We start from the raw sequence: 16,632 nt of genomic DNA on the forward strand, positions 1-16,632 counted from the left end.
GCCTCCACATCCTTAAGTAAAAATAGGCATTTTCCCCATAAACAAAATAAAATGCATCATTATTTTTCCTGAAGATATTGAACACTAATCAACTTAGGGCAGACTTCATAAACTGTTACCCCAAACGCATCAGCTATTAAATCCGCATTTTTTAAAGTCGGGATTTTCCCATCGATGTATGATTTTATCGTGTTCCTATGGATACCTGTCTTTTTAAATAGCCAAGTAATAGGACGTCCATTAAGCAATTCCTTTATCTTTGTTCCCACGGCGATACCTTCACTTGAAACATTCTAGCCTTTCTTTTGTGGAATCCTTAGGAGAGGCAGCTCCTCTTTATCCTCTTAACGGCTTGTTATACCTCCTCTATATCTATGGCTATGTGGAATAGCACCACTAACTGTAGTTACTCCGCTAAATTCATGATAATGTCCACCATTCGGGAGTGGAATCGCTGGTCCTGTTACTCCGCGAATGACATGTCTGTGTCCATCATAAAATGAAGTAAAAGTAAAATAACGATGCCTATGCCGAATACCACTCGGTGCCGGTTCTGTTGTCCCTGCATATCGGTGATTATGCCCTACATCAAATGAAGTCACACCTTTAAATTGATGGGTATGAACTGGCTTGCCATCCCATGAAGTGATATAAAAAACCCCCACCACTATGGTGAGGGCTCAGTTTGTAGACAAAGTCTCCTAAAGAGGAGGCAGATCTCCAAGTTTTTTTAATAAGCGACCCCACGGCCAAGGAAGCATCCACATCCTACAATAATTAAAAGCACGAACAAAACAACAATTAACGCAAAGCTATCCATACTGATCTCTCCTTTCATGGATTGTTAACCATATATGATGGTCTACAACATTTTATTATGGCACTGCCAAAAGAGGAAAGGCGGCCATCCCGTCACAAACAAAAATACACGGATCACCAAATTCAGACGTCCATACCCCTTTTGATTCAATGTCATACGATACATTGAATCAAAAGGGGGTGAATGTGATGCCACATCCCATGTACCACATTGCCAGACGTTATATGGGCATGCCTGTTGAAATTAGAATGGTGGATGGAGGCTTTGTAAGAGGGACCATTTGCGGGGTCACTCCTTACTATGTAGATCTCATGCCATTAGGGAGGGGCGTATCTACCAGTTCCGATACTAAAGTGCAAACCGCAGATGGAGTAGCTAAAAAAGAAACAGGTACTGAAATACAGGTCCTCAGGATCCCTTTCAACGAATTCTCATTATTTTTTTACTTCTTGCTTTATTGCGTCGCCGCCGTGGATTTTAGCCATATCTTGACGGACGGACAAGTTCACTGTCATATTTACCAAGATTATCTGGATGAAGCAGAGTATTGGATAACCATGAGGGGGAAGAAGAATAACACAGTGCAGTCTGTACTTGTTTTTGCTGCCATGAATTTGAAAAAGCTGGCTACATGGAAAGGAGAACAAACGGTTCTCTTATTTTTTGTCTTCATTCACAACACCCCCCCTTCTAAACCTTCGGTTCAAAAGAGGTTTGTCTTCAGTCTGTGGCTGGTCTATATGGACCAGTAGTTTACCCAATGCTGTCATGGCCTTTAAAACTACAGAAAACGTTTCGAGTTGCTTAAACAGGGTTTCGTTGGCCGCCTTGTAGTTGAGCCATCAATTGAACGAATTGACGCTGATGCTGTTGCAACGTATTTTGATGTTGAATCAATTTTTGTCTCAATTCTTCACTGCCGGCATCTGCCGCCATAATAGCGAAAGCACTAGCGGTTTGCTTTTCAAACTCAGCAGCGTCAAACAACATGTCTGTATCGTTCATATGGTAGATCTCCTTTCTCTATTGAGGGAATTGGTTCATCATTTGTTGAAACTCTTGAGCTGCTTTTGTTGAACCTGGCTGATTTGCGAAAATAGCTGTTGGACCTCGGGGTTGGTTGCGTTTTGAGCATAGAATTGATACTTTTTAGCAGCTAAGTCCTCCAGTTTGTATGCATCACGGGCGATGTAATAGTCCTTGGCCACCATGTTCACCTCCTAATTGACATGGTTCGGTTGCATTAACATTGTTATCATTTCCTAGTCGGTATGGAGATATTCACCAGCAAGTACGATTGAAAATGGCTTCTGCTAACGATCCGGCGAGATTTTATACCTTGGCTACCAATGCACCTAACCAGCCATCCATTACTGCGCCCAAGTAAGCGGCAAAAGGTAAATATCGGCCCCGGTACAGTTTGAGCGCCCCATATCCGGGTAGAAAGGCTTCGCTATCCACCCAGGCCTGCCAGAATAATCACCAGCACCTGGGTAAAGCAGTTGGCCATAACAGGATTAGGATGACAGCGAGGATGGCAATGGTCTGTCGGTTTCGATCCATATATCCATTCGTATTAATACATGTGAATGCGGCACATCCAATATCTGATAAACCTGATATCGTGCTTTGATTCCATAATCCTGAGAACATTCCCTAAGATGGGTATTTGAGTATCTAATCAACCTGTTTTTCTGAATAAAGACAACAGTCATATGACACCTTAAAAGAGAATATATGACGAGGAGGACAAGTCATGCGAAAAATATTCATCATATTGGGACTAGCATTATGTATATTGTTCGGAACGATCTCGCCTGCTCTAGCCGATCCTCATAATGGTTGGTCGCAAACCAACACACCAATCGTTGAAATCGGTCAAAATGCATATATAGAGTTGCTCTTTGGCAACCATTCGGATGATCATACCAGTTACCGGATTGATCGAAACTGGCGAATGGAAGACTCGGTTGTTAAAGTGATCACGCCTTCCGGTGAAACAATGGATATCACGGACCGTTTCTTTTATATGGGGGAATTGGCTGAAGTGGATGAAGAGCGTATCGGGGTGAATAACTATTACGCTGGCTCCTTCCAAACCAAAGAACAGGGTGCATACATTATTGCTGCGGAAGGGAATTTTACTTACGGTGATCAAGAAAAACCGACTTTGCGCAGTGCCAAGTCGTTTGTTGCGACAAGCAAAGTACCGACCTTAAAAAAAGCGAAAAAAATAAAAAACTTCGACAAACAAGTAACACCTGAACGTGCTGAATTAATACCTTTATTTAATCCGGCAGCGGTTACACCGGGCACAGAAGTCTCAGCCCAGCTCCTCTTAAAAGGAGAGCCTGTATCAGGCGTTGAAGTCGCTGTTATTCGCCGAAGTGATTCGTCGGATATCCGCATGCAAACAGATCAAGAGGGTAAAATCACATGGCAAACCGGAGAAGCAGATTATTACTTGGTTCGGGCTGAAATTAAAGCTGAGAATCATCAGAAAGATGATCAAGATTATGAAGCTACAATGACGTTTTTTGTGCAAAACAAATAAGGTTTGAATTGAAAAAGTGACAGATTCGTGAAGACTGTCACTTTTTAACTTTACTTATTTTTATTCTTTTATTCCTATTCAGATTTTAATCTATTCAAAGCTTGTTAGCTAAACCGTAGTATCACAAGATCAAAGAAAGGATTGAGGATAGAGAGGGAATAGACGACGTTGAATTGCCCCCACATGTGTTCAGACATACATTTGCAATGCATTCGTTATGTCTGGTGGGGATCCTCTGAGCTTGAAACGCATCCTGGGGCACTCCAGATTGGGTATATGACTATGCGATACGTACATATATGTGGGGACGACTTGGTTGGAAACACAAAATACACGGGCCAACAATTGACGTAGAAATATGAAAAACCCCCATCATGTGATGTGACCCCTGTCAAGTAGACATTAATAAAAAACCTATTGGATGCACTACGGATGCCTGTCTCCCAAAATAACGGCATTTCTTACGAGTTATGGATTGTGTTTTTATATCTTTCATTAAACTATATACACGTTTATGGTTAATTATAATCCCCTGACGGTACGCCTTTCACCACTGTATACCACTATAGTGGTATACGTATACTGTCTATCCCTTAGGGTGTACCGGACAAACAAAAGTTCTATGTATATGATACTCCATTTTTTTCGATGAATACAAGCACAAAAAAGCAAAAAAATGGGTAATCGGATTACCGTGGGAAGCCCATCAAATAACTTTTCTTATTGAGCTAACGTGGCAGGTTAGTTGAACAAGATAAGGTTATTTTTACAAAGTTTGTTCATAATTAGTTTTCGGCTAGAGTTAAAAAAGCCAAACATAAATTAGATCATGAAAGCTTTATAAATAATTAATCAAATTTTGAATATCTTTCCATCCTCTGCAAAATCGGATTCCAATTCTCCTACTCTTTTCAACATATCATCACTCATATGAGTAAGAACTAACTTTTTAGGTTCAATTTCATTAAGGTGTGAAAATAGTGTTTGGTAATCCAAGTGGTATTTAACTTTCTTGTCAAAGAAATAACATTCTGCAATAAGAAGATCAGCATTTTTTGAAAGAGGTATTAAATTATCCACCCATTCTGTATCTCCAGTATAGGCAATTATTTTATCTAAATGTTGTATTTTTAAAGCTAAGGAGGGGTCTCCACTAGGGTGTTTAACTAAATAGGGTAGTACAGTTACATCGCTAAAGACATTTGTTTTTTCTATTTCAAATTCAATAATCTCTATTTTGAATTTTTGTTGTATTCTTGATGAACCAGGGAACATTACTTCCATTGCTTGAAAAATTCGTTTTTTGATACCTGGTGGACCTGCAATTGTTAGAGGTTTACTACGTTTATGTATTAATTGAGCATCAAGCACAAAAAATGGAATACCACCAAAATGATCACCGTGTAAATGGGTTATTAAAATTAAGTCTATATCATTAGGGTTTACATTGTATTTTTTTATACCAATCATGGCAGAAGCACCACAATCAATTAAAAATTGCCTTGTAGCTGTTTTTACAAGTATACATGTATGCATCTTCCCCCCACTACTAAAAGCATCACCACTTCCTAAAAATTGAACTTCAAAATCCATGATTGTTTTCTCTCCTTTATAAAAGTATCAAAGATATTGTAACATTAAATGTTATTATTTTCTGAAAGTTAAAATAAATTATCATTGACAATACTTTTTATTACACTAAGCGAGTACAAGGGTGAAATAAGGGGATAGGGGATCTGTTACGATTACTTTTTTGTTATTGTGTTAACGGGGGCGTTCGTTGAATAAGGATTGCGATAAGAACATTTCCACACTTTTTTCCGAATACGCAAGATTGAACACTCCCACCACTTAGATTCTAATGAATCTTGAAGTGTTCCAATGCGAATGACTGCTGGACCGATTTTTCAATTCATTAATTATCGATTCCCTTTTAGTTGAATATCTTACTTATTCTAAAGATGTTTTAAACACATAACTTACTTTTTCATAATTCATTTTATCCTCGTAAAAACGGTGTGCATCTACACGCTGTAAACCCGAAGATAAGGCAACACTTTCATAATTATTTTCTTTTGCCCATTCATGAACATATGTAAGCAGTTTTTCACCGTACCCTTTTGAACGCTTATTAGCATCTGTAATCAAATCACAAACCCAAACAAATCTACCATAATAAAGTGTTATCATTGGTTGAAAACCAACAACTGCAACAATTTCATCATCATCGAGTAAAGCTAACATTTTGTATCCTTCTTTTTCTTGTGCCTCAATCACTAATTCAAGATAAGAACTTTCGTCAAGATGAGCTCGTAACTGCTTCATAACTGGATATGCTTCAATAATTTCATTGCGGGTGTGAAGTTCTTTAATTGCTAAAGTCATAACAGAAACTCCTTTTTGAACTGTTGGGCAAATAAAGTTTACCATATTTAATTATTCAATTAAACTGCCTGTTAGTTAATTAAATAATATGCTCCTAAACATAAGAACATAAGTTCGGTTAAACATTTAGAAAATATGGACAGCCAGCTTCCTCCCATGCTGCCCATGCGGGCTTACCGTCCGTTCTAGTTTTGACACAGGAGTCAGTACAATCCCCAAATCTTTCAATTATTTTTTATTATAGCAAATTTTCTGTGTTCTTGCAATACGAAATGGTTATTATTATCTCTTATGTTGTTATTTTCAATCTAAACGTCTTTTGTTTGCTCCTCTGTCTCTTCGTAGTATTCGGCCACCGTTTCGATCACAGATAATTCGCTTTAAGGTACTGAAAATCCTTTATTGTGTTAATTATTCCGCTCAAGTTAAAAAATAGGTTCCCATGTGATGCCCTAGGCCTTGTAGCAAATAAACTTGGCCCAACCTGATGCAACACTGGCTCCTTTCTGATTTCGGGCTTGCACATCAAAAGTATAAACGTCACCTTGCTCCTTCTCTTCTTTTTCAATCACCTTCCCGCTCACCGTAATGGTATCACCGACAAAAATCATGCCTACAAAACGGGTATGAAACTCCCCGAGATAACCTTCATTTAAAACAGCCTGGCCATCTTGGCCATCGTTAGCATGCCGTGAGCAATAACGCCTGACAACCCGGCTTTCGCCGCTTCCTCATCAATGGTATGAATCGGATTGTAGTCTCCCGAAGCCCCCGCATATTTTATCAATTCCAATCGAGAGACAGGAGGTATTGTTAACGGGTCAAGTTCCTGGCCGATGTTCCACCGGACTGCCATGCTACCACCCCCTTTCGCACAATTTCGGTGACAATTATAGTTTCCCTGGTCATAAAAATACGTGTTCCATCGGGATTTCCCTTTTTCTCAAACACTTTCTTCAATTCTGTGTAACAATATACCTCCTCTCCCACCAGCAAAGGGCGCTCTCCTCAAGTTGCTGTTCTTGAATAATTCAAAAATCTGGGTGGCCCAGTTTTTTTCACTGTGATGGTTGCTAAACGCATTTAAGGTGCCTCCTTAAGTATACTCGTCTGGATTTTCAGTTTGAGATATCATCATTAAGACAATCCCTGGACTAACTTGCTCATGGCACACGAGTAATGCAAAATAGTTCGTCATGTCCCAAAATTTCTGATTTGACCATCTTTCCGGAAGCGACGTCTAAAATTTCTTGGTAGATCTCTTCGCCTACTTCCTCTAGTGTTTTTTCTCCGGTGATAACTGTCCCCGCGTTGATATCGATGTTTTCATTCATTTTATTGTACGTTTTGGGATTCCCTGTAATCTTAACTACCGGTACACCCGGAAAGCCGGTAGGTGTGCCCCGGCCGGTGGGAAACAGGATCATTTGCGCTCCAGCAGCTACTTGACCGGTTGCCACTTCCCCATCATGACCTGGTGAATCCAGGAGAAACAGACCCTTTCCTTTCAACGGTTCACCGTAACGGATTACACCGCTAACCGGTGCATTACCTCCTTTTTTCATGCTCCCTAACGATTTCTCCACCACACTGGACAGCCCTCCGTCATAATTCCCTTTAGAAATGAGGTGTTTTCTGTTAGGGTTACTCGAGTTTGCCGTTTGATTTTTCAATCTCTCTTCCATGCGATAGATTGCCTCTTTAATTTCACGAGCCACTTGATCATTAACGGCTCTTCTTGCTAGTATGTGTTCAGTTCCCAACAGTTCTGTCAGTTCACTCAGTATGGATGAACCACCTTGAGCCACCAGTTTGTCTGAAGCAATGCCAAGTGCTGGATTGGCCACCATTCCGGAAGTGGCATCGGCGCCTCCGCAATTGAGGGCAATGGTCAACTCACTTACATCTACTTCTTCTCTCTGCTGCCGGGAAGCGATTTGCTGCATTTCCCGGGCATAGCGAACGCCTTCCTCAATTGCCTTTAACGAATCCCCTGCTTCCTGAATTACCACTGTTTGGAGCATTTTACCGGTTGAAGAGATCCCCTCGACTAATTCATATGGCGAAAAGCGTTCACACCCTAATCCAACCACCACGACACCGGCAAAGTTAGGATGCCGGCCAATCTGAATTAAAGTTTTGGCCGTAATTTCCAGATCTTCTCCTACTTGACTGCAGCCGACCGGATGACGGAAGTAAACCGTACCTGGCACTTGACAGGCAATACGTTCCACCACTTTACTGGAACAAAAAACTGACGGGATGATGGCAATCAGATTTCTAATCCCCACTGAACCATCCTTACGGCGATACCCCATAAATGTATCTCCCATCAGCCCATCCCCCTCTCACAATACATGTTATGGCTGTGTATCCAGCCTCCTCTTTTAATCCCCTCTTTCATTTTCCCTATCTCTTCGCCATATTTATAAACCGGCTCGTCTTTTTCAACGTTAGTCAGAGCGATTTTATGACCGAACGGAATATTATCTAATGCAGTCATCTGCTCTACAATATCCCCACGCCGGATGATACATGTATCACCCTCCCTAATATCTGTTAAAGCAACCCCAACGTTATCTTTTGGGTCAATGACCAAAATAAGTTTTTCTTTCTGATTCATTATCAAGTGGACTTGACTCATGAGTAGTCCTCCTCTTAATGTGTTGTGCCTCCAGGTGGTTAGTTGTGCACCATTAATCGGTTAGTCAGCTCATTGTGCTCGTTAAAATCAAGGATGCATGTTCGGATCATTTTATATCCTTTTCCGGTGCTCTCCATTTCTTTTAGGACAGGTTTGGAAACTAAAACGTGTTTGAGATGCAAGGTATTAGGAATCTGCACCACTTTTAGAGATGCATAATTTACCTCTGAACCTAAACTCTTAATAGCCGTCTCAATTGAATCTTTTTCTGTGGGATAAATAAGCGGGATCATTGCCCGCTGCAAGTTGGTGCTGGTCAAAGCATTTGTGTAAGTTGCGTGCAAATCAATCTTGTCAAACAGCTTGCGAGTAGTAAAATCAGCTAAGCCGACTCCCATGGCATTCCCAAATGATTGATGGGCCAAGTCAAGAACGACAATGCGCTTAATATTTGGTACTTCAGGTTCCGGCAGGCCATTCATTCTCCATCGTCCGATAATATTAGGGTCCATTCCTGTACCGCTATAGATTTTGCCCATTTCTTCAATGATGAGAAGATCAATATCATCTACAGGCAGACTAGGCATCATGGCTTTTGCTTGCTTTAACAATTCTTCTTCTTTGTCATGCCACTCATCCCTAGTTACACCAACAACATCAACAGTATCTTCATAGGCGTTTTCCACTATGGCCAATCCCATTAAAATTTTGGAGTTCTCTATAGCGCATTTGGATACCTTTTCAATGTTTCGTGCCATATGTACTGCACCATTGCTATGAACAAGACGGGCCCCTTTAATTTTGCCCAGCCCGATTGTCACCATTTTGCTCAGACCGCTTTCAACACGGCCCCGGAAAGAAGTGTGAGGCTTAACACGGTTAACCACCACAATTCCATCAGCATGATAAGCATTCTTGTCCATATACACCGGTACCCCATCATCCGTGTGAGCAATCAGCTCCACATCCATCGAAGAACGTATTTCAGTTCCCACAGCTTCCTCTGTAACTCCCAGGTGTTTTAAAACCTCAACTTGCCCCTCCGCTGTTCCACCTCCATGACTGCCCATGGCCGGAACTAGAAACGGCTCGTATCCCATTCCTTTCAACGCAGAAACAGTTTCCCTCAAAATTTCAGCAATGTTAGCGATCCCTCTGCTGCCAGCGGTTACGGCAATTTCGGCTCCCTTGGCCAAACGCTGCACTTCTGGATTTTTTCTTATTTCCTTATGCACTTTCCTCTTAATGTCCGTTAACCTCTTACCCGAAAAAATCTGCTCAATTTCAATCATCTCAAACAAGAATATCCCTCCTTTAGCAGGCTACAGTAGTTTTTTCAGTTTCTATTTAACAGGTTGATAGCCAATTTTTTGGGAAATTTCATTACAACCTTCTTTGACCAAAGAGATAAGTTCCGAATGATTATAATCATCGCTTCGAGCTGTAGGTATTCCTAGCGATAAACCTGCTATAATTTGACCAGAACGATCGAAGATCGGCCCGCTGATTGTAAAGGCACCCTTAACACGTTCGCCATAGCTTATTGCATAGCCTTGTCGACGAATAGAGGCCAGTTCTTTACGAAGAAGAGCCTTATTGGTAATTGTTTTTTCAGTCAGTTGTTTTAAAGCAACTGTCTGAAGGTAATTCTCGATCTCTTTTTCAGGTAAATAAGCGAATAGGATTTTTGCTGATGCTCCAGCATATAATGGTGACGTATGTCCAATGTAAGTGAATGTTGTCAGTTCATGTTTACCTTGGACATAACCAATACATTTCCGTTGGTTTTGGTGGATCACATTGAGTGTAACCATTTCTCCAGTTTGATCCCGAATTCTTTCCATAACAGGAGTTGAAACAGAAAGGAGACTTGAATTTTTTTCCACAAGATGACCCAGAAAATATATTTCAATCCCTAACTGGTATGTTTTTGACTTTTCATCTTTATCTAAAAATCCTTCCATAACCAGTGTGGTTAAGATCCGTTGTAAAGTTGATTTAGGCAGACCTGTGATACGGTGGAGATCGGCCATCGATAACCTCTTGTTTTCTACTGAAAAAGATTTTAAGATTTGGATGGTTCTCTGAATGGTTTGCATGAGATAATTGGAATTAACAGACATTTATTTCACCTCTGTTTCTTAACTGCAAACCCAAAAGTTAAAGTACAACGCTTTTGCCACCGTCTATATTTACGGATGTTCCAGTTACATAAGAAGCGGCATCGGAAGCGAGGAATGTAACAACGTTAGCAGCTTCTTGTGGTTCTCCAATGCGCCCCAAAGGAATGTTGTGACGTTTATCTTTTGAATACTGTTCCCAACTTAAATCTCCAGCCTCACGTTTCCAACGCTGTTCAATCTGATTACTTCTAATTAATCCGATACAGACGGTATTCACGCGAATTTGATACCGGGCAAGGTCTCTGCTCATAGCTTTAGTCAAAGCCAAACCTGCCGCGCGACTAACTGACGTCGGCAGTGATGAAGATGGAGGGGCTTTTCCTATCACCGCAGTAACATTAACAATAGATCCGCCCCCTTCCTTACGCATATGGGGAATACTCGCTTTGGAACAATGAAGAGCGGCGAATAACTTTAAATCAAAATCATATCTCCAAAGATCGTCCGTAACCGATTCAAAAGGATTAGCAGCTGATGTACCAGCGTTATTGATTAATATATTCAATCTGCCGAAATGTCCAGCTGTTTGATTGACGATTCGAAAACACTCGTCCCTTTTTGACACATCAGCGGTCATACCAAGAACTTCCTGTCCCGTTTCGTGCTGAATATTCTGGACTGCCTCTTGTAACCGTGTTTCGTTCCGAGCACATATGGCCACTTTTGCCCCTTCTCCGGCAAATTGAAGCGCAGTGTAATAACCGATTCCCAAGCTCCCCCCTGTAATGAGAACCACCTTGTCCTTGAGACTCAATTCCATTCTCTTTCAACCCCGCTTTCCGATCTTGTTTTTAAACTGATTCAAATTTAACCCTCTATTTTGAACTTTAAGGAAAGAGGGGAAGTCCCCTCTTGCAAAAGTTCCTTTTCCACCTCCTCATTTGACTGCCTACATACCTTCTTTCATGTCCATTTGTACAACCTCTCGCCTTTTTTCTGTATTCTTGGTAGACAAGTACTGCCAAATGATAACTATGGCTAAGAGAGTAATCCCCATAACATCGTTAAGTAGTGAAGGTTCAATCATTAGTAAGGCAACAGTAATCAGCATCAGTCTTTGAATCCAGTTCATATTTGTGAGTAACCATCCTTGGACCGCTGCTGCCAAGGAGACAACTCCTATGGTAGCAGTGGTGAGCGCCAGAAGACTTCCTAGTAGATTCTCTCCGTCGAAAAGAAGCACAGGATTAAAGATGAAGAAGAAAGGCATAATAAACCCGGTAATCCCCAATCGCACTGCTGTTAAAGCAACTTTGTTAGGCGGAGCCCCAGCAATCCCTGCTGCTGCATAGGAAGCCAAAGCAACCGGTGGAGTGATATTGGATAGAGCCGCGTAGAGGAACACAAACATATGTGCAGCCAAAGCACTTACCCCGAGCTGAACCAGCAGTGGAGCAGATATAGTTGCTACCACAACGTAGGCAGCTGTGGCAGGGACACCCATTCCCATGATAATACTTACAATCATGGTTAGAACTACTGCAATCAGTATGCTTTCTCCTGCCAGTTTCAAAATATTATTTCCTAATACCAGACCCATGCTAGTTAAGGATACGGTCCCAACAATAATGCCAACCACTGCACAGGCAATCCCCACACTAATAGCGGCACGGGCTCCTTCTTCAATTGATCTTACAATTGTGGAAAGGTCCATCCTCGTTGATTTACGGAGCCAACTGGATGCGATAGTTGCAATCAGAGACCATACTGCAGCATAGAAGGGTGTATATCCTAACATCAAGATGGTTATAAGGATAATAAGAGGTATCAATAGATGCCAACCATTTTTTAAAACCTTAATCGCATCTGGAATGTTTTCCTTGGAAATTCCTTCTAAACCAATTCTTCTTGCTTCAAAATGGACAGCCATAAACACAGTAACGTAATATAAAAGTGCTGGAATAATAGCTGCAAGGAGTACTGTTCTGTAAGGGACACCGAGAAACTCAGCCATAATAAAGCCTGCAGCCCCCATTATCGGCGGGGCAAACAATCCCCCAGTTGAAGCAACAGCTTCAACTGCACCAGAAAAATGGGGCTTATACCCTATTTTTTTCATTAAGGGTATAGTGACTGCTCCGGTCGTGACCACGTTGGCAATGGCACTCCCATTAATCATACCCATGAATCCACTACCGATTACGGCCACTTTAGCTGGACCGCCTGCTGAACGCCCGGCCAATGTTAAGGCCAAATCATTGATGAAGTCAGTAAAACCACTGTTTTTCAAAAACATTCCAAATAGAACGAAAACAAAGATATACGTAGCTGAGACTCCCAGTGCAATACCGAAGATGCCTTGACCTCCCCAAAACATAAGGTCGATCACACGCTGAACACTGAAGCCTCCATGGTTAAACGGACCAGGAATATAGGGGCCAACGAAGTTATAGGCCAAAAACAAACCAGCAATAATTGTTAGCACGTTACCAATGACTCGTCGACTTGCCTCGAAGACAAGGAAAACACCAATGGCCCCGAACCAGTAATCAGCTGGAACGTGGAGTCCACCACGCACCCTGGCAAAATCATCGAAAGTAATTAACAAATAACCTATAGAGGCTACTGTTAGACTAATGCATGCAAAATCCCACCAAGTTGGAATTCTACGGAACTTTTTGCTTCTCTTTGATGCAGGATATAGGATAATAGTCAAAATAAGAAGAAAGCCTAAATGCCATGCTCTTAATTTGATCGCATCTAATCCTCCATAGGTATTAACATAAAGTTGAAAAATTGACCAAATAATTGCGATCATTGTAATAATTCTGGCAAGAATACCTGCATACTCTCTTGTTCTGGATTCAACATCATATTTTTGCAATAATTCCTCTTCGGATATATCTGTCTGATTTGTTTGTTTTTTATTGTTAAGTTCGGACATCTTCGGCCCTCCTTTGTTGGAAGTACGATGTGGTCTTTATCAAAAAGCATATTACTTACTTAGTCAATGCCCTAAGGCTTTCATTATACGCCCTCACATTTATTCACAATATATTTTGTAAATTCGGCTGCCATGACTGCCGGATTATCATTGATAAAGTCTACCTTTTCGTTATGTGATCCGATTTTTGCATGGATCACAACTGGTTCTTTTACTTTCAAAGCTTCTATCAATGCCTGACGGAATTGTTCCGTATTTTCAGCCGTTAACGTTTTAACACCGTACCCGGATGCGACTGAACTGATATTTATCTTGGCAGCTAAAGACCTTTGCCCTCCTGTTGAGGCAAAGCACTCGTTATCCAAAACGATACACAACCATTTTTCAGGTTCCAAATAGGCCGCCGAAGCCAGTACATTAGGGTTCATCAGAATCCCGCCGTCTCCTTCCAAAACAATGCATTTGTCAATCGGCTTGTCTTCAATGGCCAAGCTGACACCAAGGGCAATAGAAGGTGATAAGCCCATTGAATCAACGACATACAGATGATTTGGCTTTTTTCCCAGACTGGCCCACTCTCTGGAAGTAGCCCCACAAGTTGAAATAACTGGAAAATCATGTGCGTACTCATATACAATGCGCAATGCGTCTATTCTATCCATCATTGTTCTGCTCCCCCCTTAATGTTAAACATGACAATAATCGGCCGGTGGGTGTCCTGAGCATATTTTTCAGCTTGCTCGATTGCAAGGGCCCATTCATGAAGAGGAACCCGGTAATCCAGTTTGAAAGCTTTAATAGAAACGTCATCCAATATGCGGGGTAATGGTTCTGAAAATAAATGAACAGCAGAATTAATCTCTCCAAGTCCTCCGCGTCTGGTGACTAAGATCAACATCGGTACATGATACGCCTGGACGAACGTTGTTAGTGTAAGAAGCGAATTGCCTATGCCCGTATCTTGAATTAAAACAACTGGTTTTTTGCCTCCAAGACTAATTCCGGCAGCGATACCGATACCATCTTCTTCTCTGCTCACCGGGAAGGATTTAATATGATCCGCTGTTTCGAAATGTTTGATAACAGGACCTACAGTGCTACACGGTATGGAAATAAAATAATTCGGTTGTATAGCTTCAATACCTTTAATAATTTCTGCACATGCCAAATCTCTAAAAGTGGCCAATTTGTATATCCTCCTCACCATTTACTCGGCGGTAAAATTTTTGCTAACTCTTCTACAGATGCGCCTTTTTCCAACAACTCAACTACTCTTTGCTCCTTTTCTACCGCAGCAATCGTTTTTTCCAAAACCTCTTCCACTTTATTAATTGGAATGATGACAACCCCGCTATCGTCTGCAATAACCAGATCTCCTGGATTGACCCGTATACCGGCAATTGAGACAGTTCCGTTAATCTCAATCGCCTCAACTCTGTATTTCCCTGTAATAGGTGTCTTTCCTGTGCTCCACACCGGATAGTCCAGCTTGTAAATCGTATCTATATCTCTTACGCCTCCATCTACAATGTTACCTGCCATCCCCCACTTTTTGGCCACTAACGTTGACAACCCACCTTGAACAGATATATCCCCTAATCCGCCTGCATCAAAAACAGGAACATCCCCTTCTTCAGCAATGGCATACAGATCCCTGTCGGCCAGTTTGGCCCTCTCTGAATTCATGTAACCATAATCAGGAGTAATAGGTTCAGGTATATAACGAATAGTGACCGCAGGACCCACAATTTTTTTGCCAGGGATGATTGGGCTTAATCGGCTTGCTGGAATCACGCTTTTTATACCCAGCGAATCCATAATATCGGACACCGTTGGAGTCAATCCATCAATAGCTTTGAATCTCTTAATGACTTCTTTAGAAGGTCGCGGAATTTCAACTCTTGATATTCTGTCGGGAGGGATTAGTCCCATCAGACGATGTTTGTATTTCTCCAGTTCAACTTTGCGCATATGTATACACCTCTTTTTTGGAAAGCATGGCTTTCCCTTAAGAAGATAACCTTCTTAAGAGAAAGCCTTTAAAATCCCCAGAGGGTTTGCTCCTAAAATAATAGACCTTTACTGTAGTACGCCGACTTCCTTATAATATTTTTCTGCTCCCGGATGGAGCGGTACATCAGCCAAGCCGGTTACAGCATTTTCAACATCAAACTGAGCAACAACTGCATGAGCATCCTGTAATTGATCTATCTTTTCCCAGAAAGTTTTTACAAGATCATAGGCAACCTCTTCTGGCATAGATGCATCCACTACCAACATATTTAGCTGAGCAACTGTTTTTACATCTTCATCCTGGTTCTCATAGCTTTCCGCAGAGATAATGAACTCAATATACCAAGGATACTGTTCTTGCATCTTCGCAATGATATCATCATCATAACTCAGAAGCACCCCGTCGGCTGTGGCAGTCATTTCCGAAACAGCTGCTGCAGGTATACCAGCCATGATCATAGCAGCGTCAACTTGTCTGTTTCTCATTAAGTCCGTTGCTTCGGTAAAACCAACAAAGTTATGATTGACTGAGTCATAATCAACGCCATAGGCTTCCAAGGTTTGGCGTGATTCAATCTCGGTTGCACTACCTGTCGCACCAGGTGCAAAATTTCGCCCTTCAATATCTGCAATAGAAGTAAGTGCAGCATCTTTTCTAGCGACAAAGTGATTGACATTGGGATATAAAGCCGCCAAAATCCTGACATCTTCGTATGCGTTCCCCGAAAAAGGACCTTCCCCATTATATGCTTCCCAAAGGGTTCCAATCGGGGTTAGTGCCATGTTCGACTCACCTTGCTGCATAAAATTAAGGTTTTGAACACTTCCGTTAGTCGCTTGCGAAGAAGCTTGGATATAATCAATTTCCCTCGTAAAAAATTCAGTGAAAGCAGCACCCAAAGGATAATAAACACCTGTTGTTGTTCCAGTTGTCATTTGAATATTATAGGAGTCAGGACGTCCTTCATTGTTACCTTCATTATTATTACTTGCTTCTCCTTCAGAGCTCGACCCGTTCCCTTCTGCTGGAGCAGAAGTATCAGAAGAGCAGGCAACAAGTGCAAAGGCTAATACAATCAAAAATAAGGGGAACAAAGTCTTTCTCATAACTAATCCTCCCATCTCGCATCCTCTTTTTAATCGTCCTTT

At 41.4% G+C, this 16,632-nt stretch carries 19 protein-coding genes and 2 pseudogenes; 2 read left to right on the forward strand and 19 right to left on the reverse strand.

All coding sequences use genetic code 11. From position 1 onward, the window contains the following. Positions 1 to 59: 59 nt before the first annotated feature. The 3 genes and pseudogenes from J2S00_RS17855 to J2S00_RS17865 all read right to left on the reverse strand — a co-directional run bounded on the left by J2S00_RS17855 (position 60) and on the right by J2S00_RS17865 (position 838). Complete coding sequence (locus tag J2S00_RS17855; RefSeq protein WP_307343066.1) at positions 60 to 269, reverse strand: helix-turn-helix transcriptional regulator; 210 nt, start codon at positions 267 to 269, stop codon at positions 60 to 62. Positions 270 to 344: 75 nt separating this feature from the next. Further along, positions 345 to 653, reverse strand: a pseudogene (locus J2S00_RS17860) (YmaF family protein); the annotation flags it as partial. A gap of 77 nt (positions 654 to 730) precedes the next feature. Beyond that, a complete protein-coding gene (locus J2S00_RS17865; RefSeq protein ID WP_307343068.1) occupies positions 731 to 838 on the reverse strand; it encodes a YjcZ family sporulation protein in 108 nt (35 codons plus the stop codon). Between the two features lie 170 nt (positions 839 to 1,008). On the opposite strand from J2S00_RS17865, the gene J2S00_RS17870 reads away from it, so the two are divergent. Continuing rightward, complete coding sequence (locus J2S00_RS17870) at positions 1,009 to 1,572, forward strand: hypothetical protein (RefSeq protein WP_307343071.1); 564 nt, start codon at positions 1,009 to 1,011, stop codon at positions 1,570 to 1,572. Positions 1,573 to 1,624: 52 nt separating this feature from the next. Here the strand turns inward: J2S00_RS17870 and J2S00_RS17875 are convergent, their stop codons facing one another. The 3 genes from J2S00_RS17875 to J2S00_RS17885 form a co-directional block, all read right to left on the reverse strand. Beyond that, a complete protein-coding gene (locus tag J2S00_RS17875; protein ID WP_307343075.1) occupies positions 1,625 to 1,825 on the reverse strand; it encodes a spore coat protein in 201 nt (66 codons plus the stop codon). 38 nt (positions 1,826 to 1,863) lie between these two features. Continuing rightward, positions 1,864 to 2,028, reverse strand: coding sequence for a hypothetical protein (locus J2S00_RS17880; protein WP_307343078.1), 165 nt, complete (start codon positions 2,026 to 2,028; stop codon positions 1,864 to 1,866). 124 nt (positions 2,029 to 2,152) lie between these two features. Beyond that, a complete protein-coding gene (locus tag J2S00_RS17885) occupies positions 2,153 to 2,281 on the reverse strand; it encodes a hypothetical protein (RefSeq protein ID WP_307343081.1) in 129 nt (42 codons plus the stop codon). Positions 2,282 to 2,576: 295 nt separating this feature from the next. On the opposite strand from J2S00_RS17885, the gene J2S00_RS17890 reads away from it, so the two are divergent. Continuing rightward, positions 2,577 to 3,374 carry a DUF4198 domain-containing protein gene (locus J2S00_RS17890; protein WP_307343085.1) on the forward strand — a complete coding sequence of 266 codons (798 nt, stop codon included), beginning with the start codon at positions 2,577 to 2,579 and terminating at the stop codon, positions 3,372 to 3,374. An 852-nt stretch (positions 3,375 to 4,226) separates the two neighbouring features. On the opposite strand, the gene J2S00_RS17895 is transcribed toward J2S00_RS17890, so the two are convergent. The 13 genes and pseudogenes from J2S00_RS17895 to J2S00_RS17960 form a co-directional block, all read right to left on the reverse strand. Continuing rightward, positions 4,227 to 4,967: an MBL fold metallo-hydrolase gene (locus tag J2S00_RS17895; RefSeq protein WP_307343088.1), complete on the reverse strand. Its 741-nt coding sequence runs from the start codon at positions 4,965 to 4,967 to the stop codon at positions 4,227 to 4,229. Positions 4,968 to 5,324: 357 nt separating this feature from the next. Further along, positions 5,325 to 5,759 (reverse strand): GNAT family N-acetyltransferase, encoded by a 435-nt coding sequence (locus tag J2S00_RS17900; RefSeq protein WP_307343091.1) that lies wholly within the window; start codon positions 5,757 to 5,759, stop codon positions 5,325 to 5,327. Between the two features lie 452 nt (positions 5,760 to 6,211). Further along, a pseudogene (locus tag J2S00_RS19940) lies at positions 6,212 to 6,615 on the reverse strand (MaoC/PaaZ C-terminal domain-containing protein). A 307-nt stretch (positions 6,616 to 6,922) separates the two neighbouring features. Beyond that, a complete protein-coding gene (locus tag J2S00_RS17915; protein ID WP_307343100.1) occupies positions 6,923 to 8,092 on the reverse strand; it encodes a UxaA family hydrolase in 1,170 nt (389 codons plus the stop codon). Then, a complete protein-coding gene (locus tag J2S00_RS17920) occupies positions 8,092 to 8,403 on the reverse strand; it encodes a UxaA family hydrolase (protein WP_307343103.1) in 312 nt (103 codons plus the stop codon). The genes J2S00_RS17915 and J2S00_RS17920 overlap by 1 nt, the downstream gene beginning before the upstream one ends. A 38-nt stretch (positions 8,404 to 8,441) precedes the next feature. Further along, complete coding sequence (locus J2S00_RS17925) at positions 8,442 to 9,695, reverse strand: nickel pincer cofactor-dependent isomerase, group 22 (RefSeq protein WP_307343182.1); 1,254 nt, start codon at positions 9,693 to 9,695, stop codon at positions 8,442 to 8,444. Positions 9,696 to 9,746: 51 nt separating this feature from the next. Continuing rightward, complete coding sequence (locus J2S00_RS17930) at positions 9,747 to 10,502, reverse strand: IclR family transcriptional regulator (RefSeq protein WP_307343106.1); 756 nt, start codon at positions 10,500 to 10,502, stop codon at positions 9,747 to 9,749. A 61-nt stretch (positions 10,503 to 10,563) separates the two neighbouring features. Beyond that, entirely contained in the window at positions 10,564 to 11,346 is a 783-nt protein-coding gene (locus tag J2S00_RS17935) for an SDR family NAD(P)-dependent oxidoreductase (RefSeq protein WP_307343109.1), read from the reverse strand. A 129-nt stretch (positions 11,347 to 11,475) separates the two neighbouring features. After that, complete coding sequence (locus J2S00_RS17940) at positions 11,476 to 13,470, reverse strand: TRAP transporter permease (protein WP_307343112.1); 1,995 nt, start codon at positions 13,468 to 13,470, stop codon at positions 11,476 to 11,478. 83 nt (positions 13,471 to 13,553) lie between these two features. Beyond that, on the reverse strand, positions 13,554 to 14,132 hold the full coding sequence (locus J2S00_RS17945; protein ID WP_307343115.1) for a thiamine pyrophosphate-dependent enzyme: 579 nt from the start codon (positions 14,130 to 14,132) through the stop codon (positions 13,554 to 13,556). Continuing rightward, on the reverse strand, positions 14,132 to 14,656 hold the full coding sequence (locus tag J2S00_RS17950; RefSeq protein WP_307343118.1) for a hypothetical protein: 525 nt from the start codon (positions 14,654 to 14,656) through the stop codon (positions 14,132 to 14,134). The genes J2S00_RS17945 and J2S00_RS17950 overlap by 1 nt, the downstream gene beginning before the upstream one ends. A 14-nt stretch (positions 14,657 to 14,670) precedes the next feature. Next, a complete protein-coding gene (locus J2S00_RS17955) occupies positions 14,671 to 15,441 on the reverse strand; it encodes an RraA family protein (protein ID WP_307343122.1) in 771 nt (256 codons plus the stop codon). 108 nt (positions 15,442 to 15,549) lie between these two features. After that, positions 15,550 to 16,590: a TAXI family TRAP transporter solute-binding subunit gene (locus J2S00_RS17960; protein WP_307343125.1), complete on the reverse strand. Its 1,041-nt coding sequence runs from the start codon at positions 16,588 to 16,590 to the stop codon at positions 15,550 to 15,552. Positions 16,591 to 16,632: the final 42 nt, after the last annotated feature.

Source organism: Caldalkalibacillus uzonensis, from assembly GCF_030814135.1.
GTDB classification, from domain to species: Bacteria; Bacillota; Bacilli; order Caldalkalibacillales; family Caldalkalibacillaceae; genus Caldalkalibacillus; species Caldalkalibacillus uzonensis.

Excerpts from the sequence above, each read along its gene's own strand:
- J2S00_RS17865 (WP_307343068.1), bottom strand. The coding sequence starts at position 838 with ATGAAAGGAGAGATCAGTATGGATAGCTTTGCGTTAATTGTTGTTTTG.
- J2S00_RS17870 (WP_307343071.1), top strand. The coding sequence starts at position 1,009 with ATGCCACATCCCATGTACCACATTGCCAGACGTTATATGGGCATGCCT.
- J2S00_RS17875 (WP_307343075.1), bottom strand. The coding sequence starts at position 1,825 with ATGAACGATACAGACATGTTGTTTGACGCTGCTGAGTTTGAAAAGCAA.
- J2S00_RS17890 (WP_307343085.1), top strand. The coding sequence starts at position 2,577 with ATGCGAAAAATATTCATCATATTGGGACTAGCATTATGTATATTGTTC.
- J2S00_RS17895 (WP_307343088.1), bottom strand. The coding sequence starts at position 4,967 with ATGGATTTTGAAGTTCAATTTTTAGGAAGTGGTGATGCTTTTAGTAGT.
- J2S00_RS17900 (WP_307343091.1), bottom strand. The coding sequence starts at position 5,759 with ATGACTTTAGCAATTAAAGAACTTCACACCCGCAATGAAATTATTGAA.
- J2S00_RS17915 (WP_307343100.1), bottom strand. The coding sequence starts at position 8,092 with ATGGGAGATACATTTATGGGGTATCGCCGTAAGGATGGTTCAGTGGGG.
- J2S00_RS17920 (WP_307343103.1), bottom strand. The coding sequence starts at position 8,403 with ATGAGTCAAGTCCACTTGATAATGAATCAGAAAGAAAAACTTATTTTG.
- J2S00_RS17925 (WP_307343182.1), bottom strand. The coding sequence starts at position 9,695 with ATGATTGAAATTGAGCAGATTTTTTCGGGTAAGAGGTTAACGGACATT.
- J2S00_RS17930 (WP_307343106.1), bottom strand. The coding sequence starts at position 10,502 with ATGCAAACCATTCAGAGAACCATCCAAATCTTAAAATCTTTTTCAGTA.
- J2S00_RS17935 (WP_307343109.1), bottom strand. The coding sequence starts at position 11,346 with ATGGAATTGAGTCTCAAGGACAAGGTGGTTCTCATTACAGGGGGGAGC.
- J2S00_RS17940 (WP_307343112.1), bottom strand. The coding sequence starts at position 13,470 with ATGTCCGAACTTAACAATAAAAAACAAACAAATCAGACAGATATATCC.
- J2S00_RS17945 (WP_307343115.1), bottom strand. The coding sequence starts at position 14,132 with ATGGATAGAATAGACGCATTGCGCATTGTATATGAGTACGCACATGAT.
- J2S00_RS17955 (WP_307343122.1), bottom strand. The coding sequence starts at position 15,441 with ATGCGCAAAGTTGAACTGGAGAAATACAAACATCGTCTGATGGGACTA.
- J2S00_RS17960 (WP_307343125.1), bottom strand. The coding sequence starts at position 16,590 with ATGAGAAAGACTTTGTTCCCCTTATTTTTGATTGTATTAGCCTTTGCA.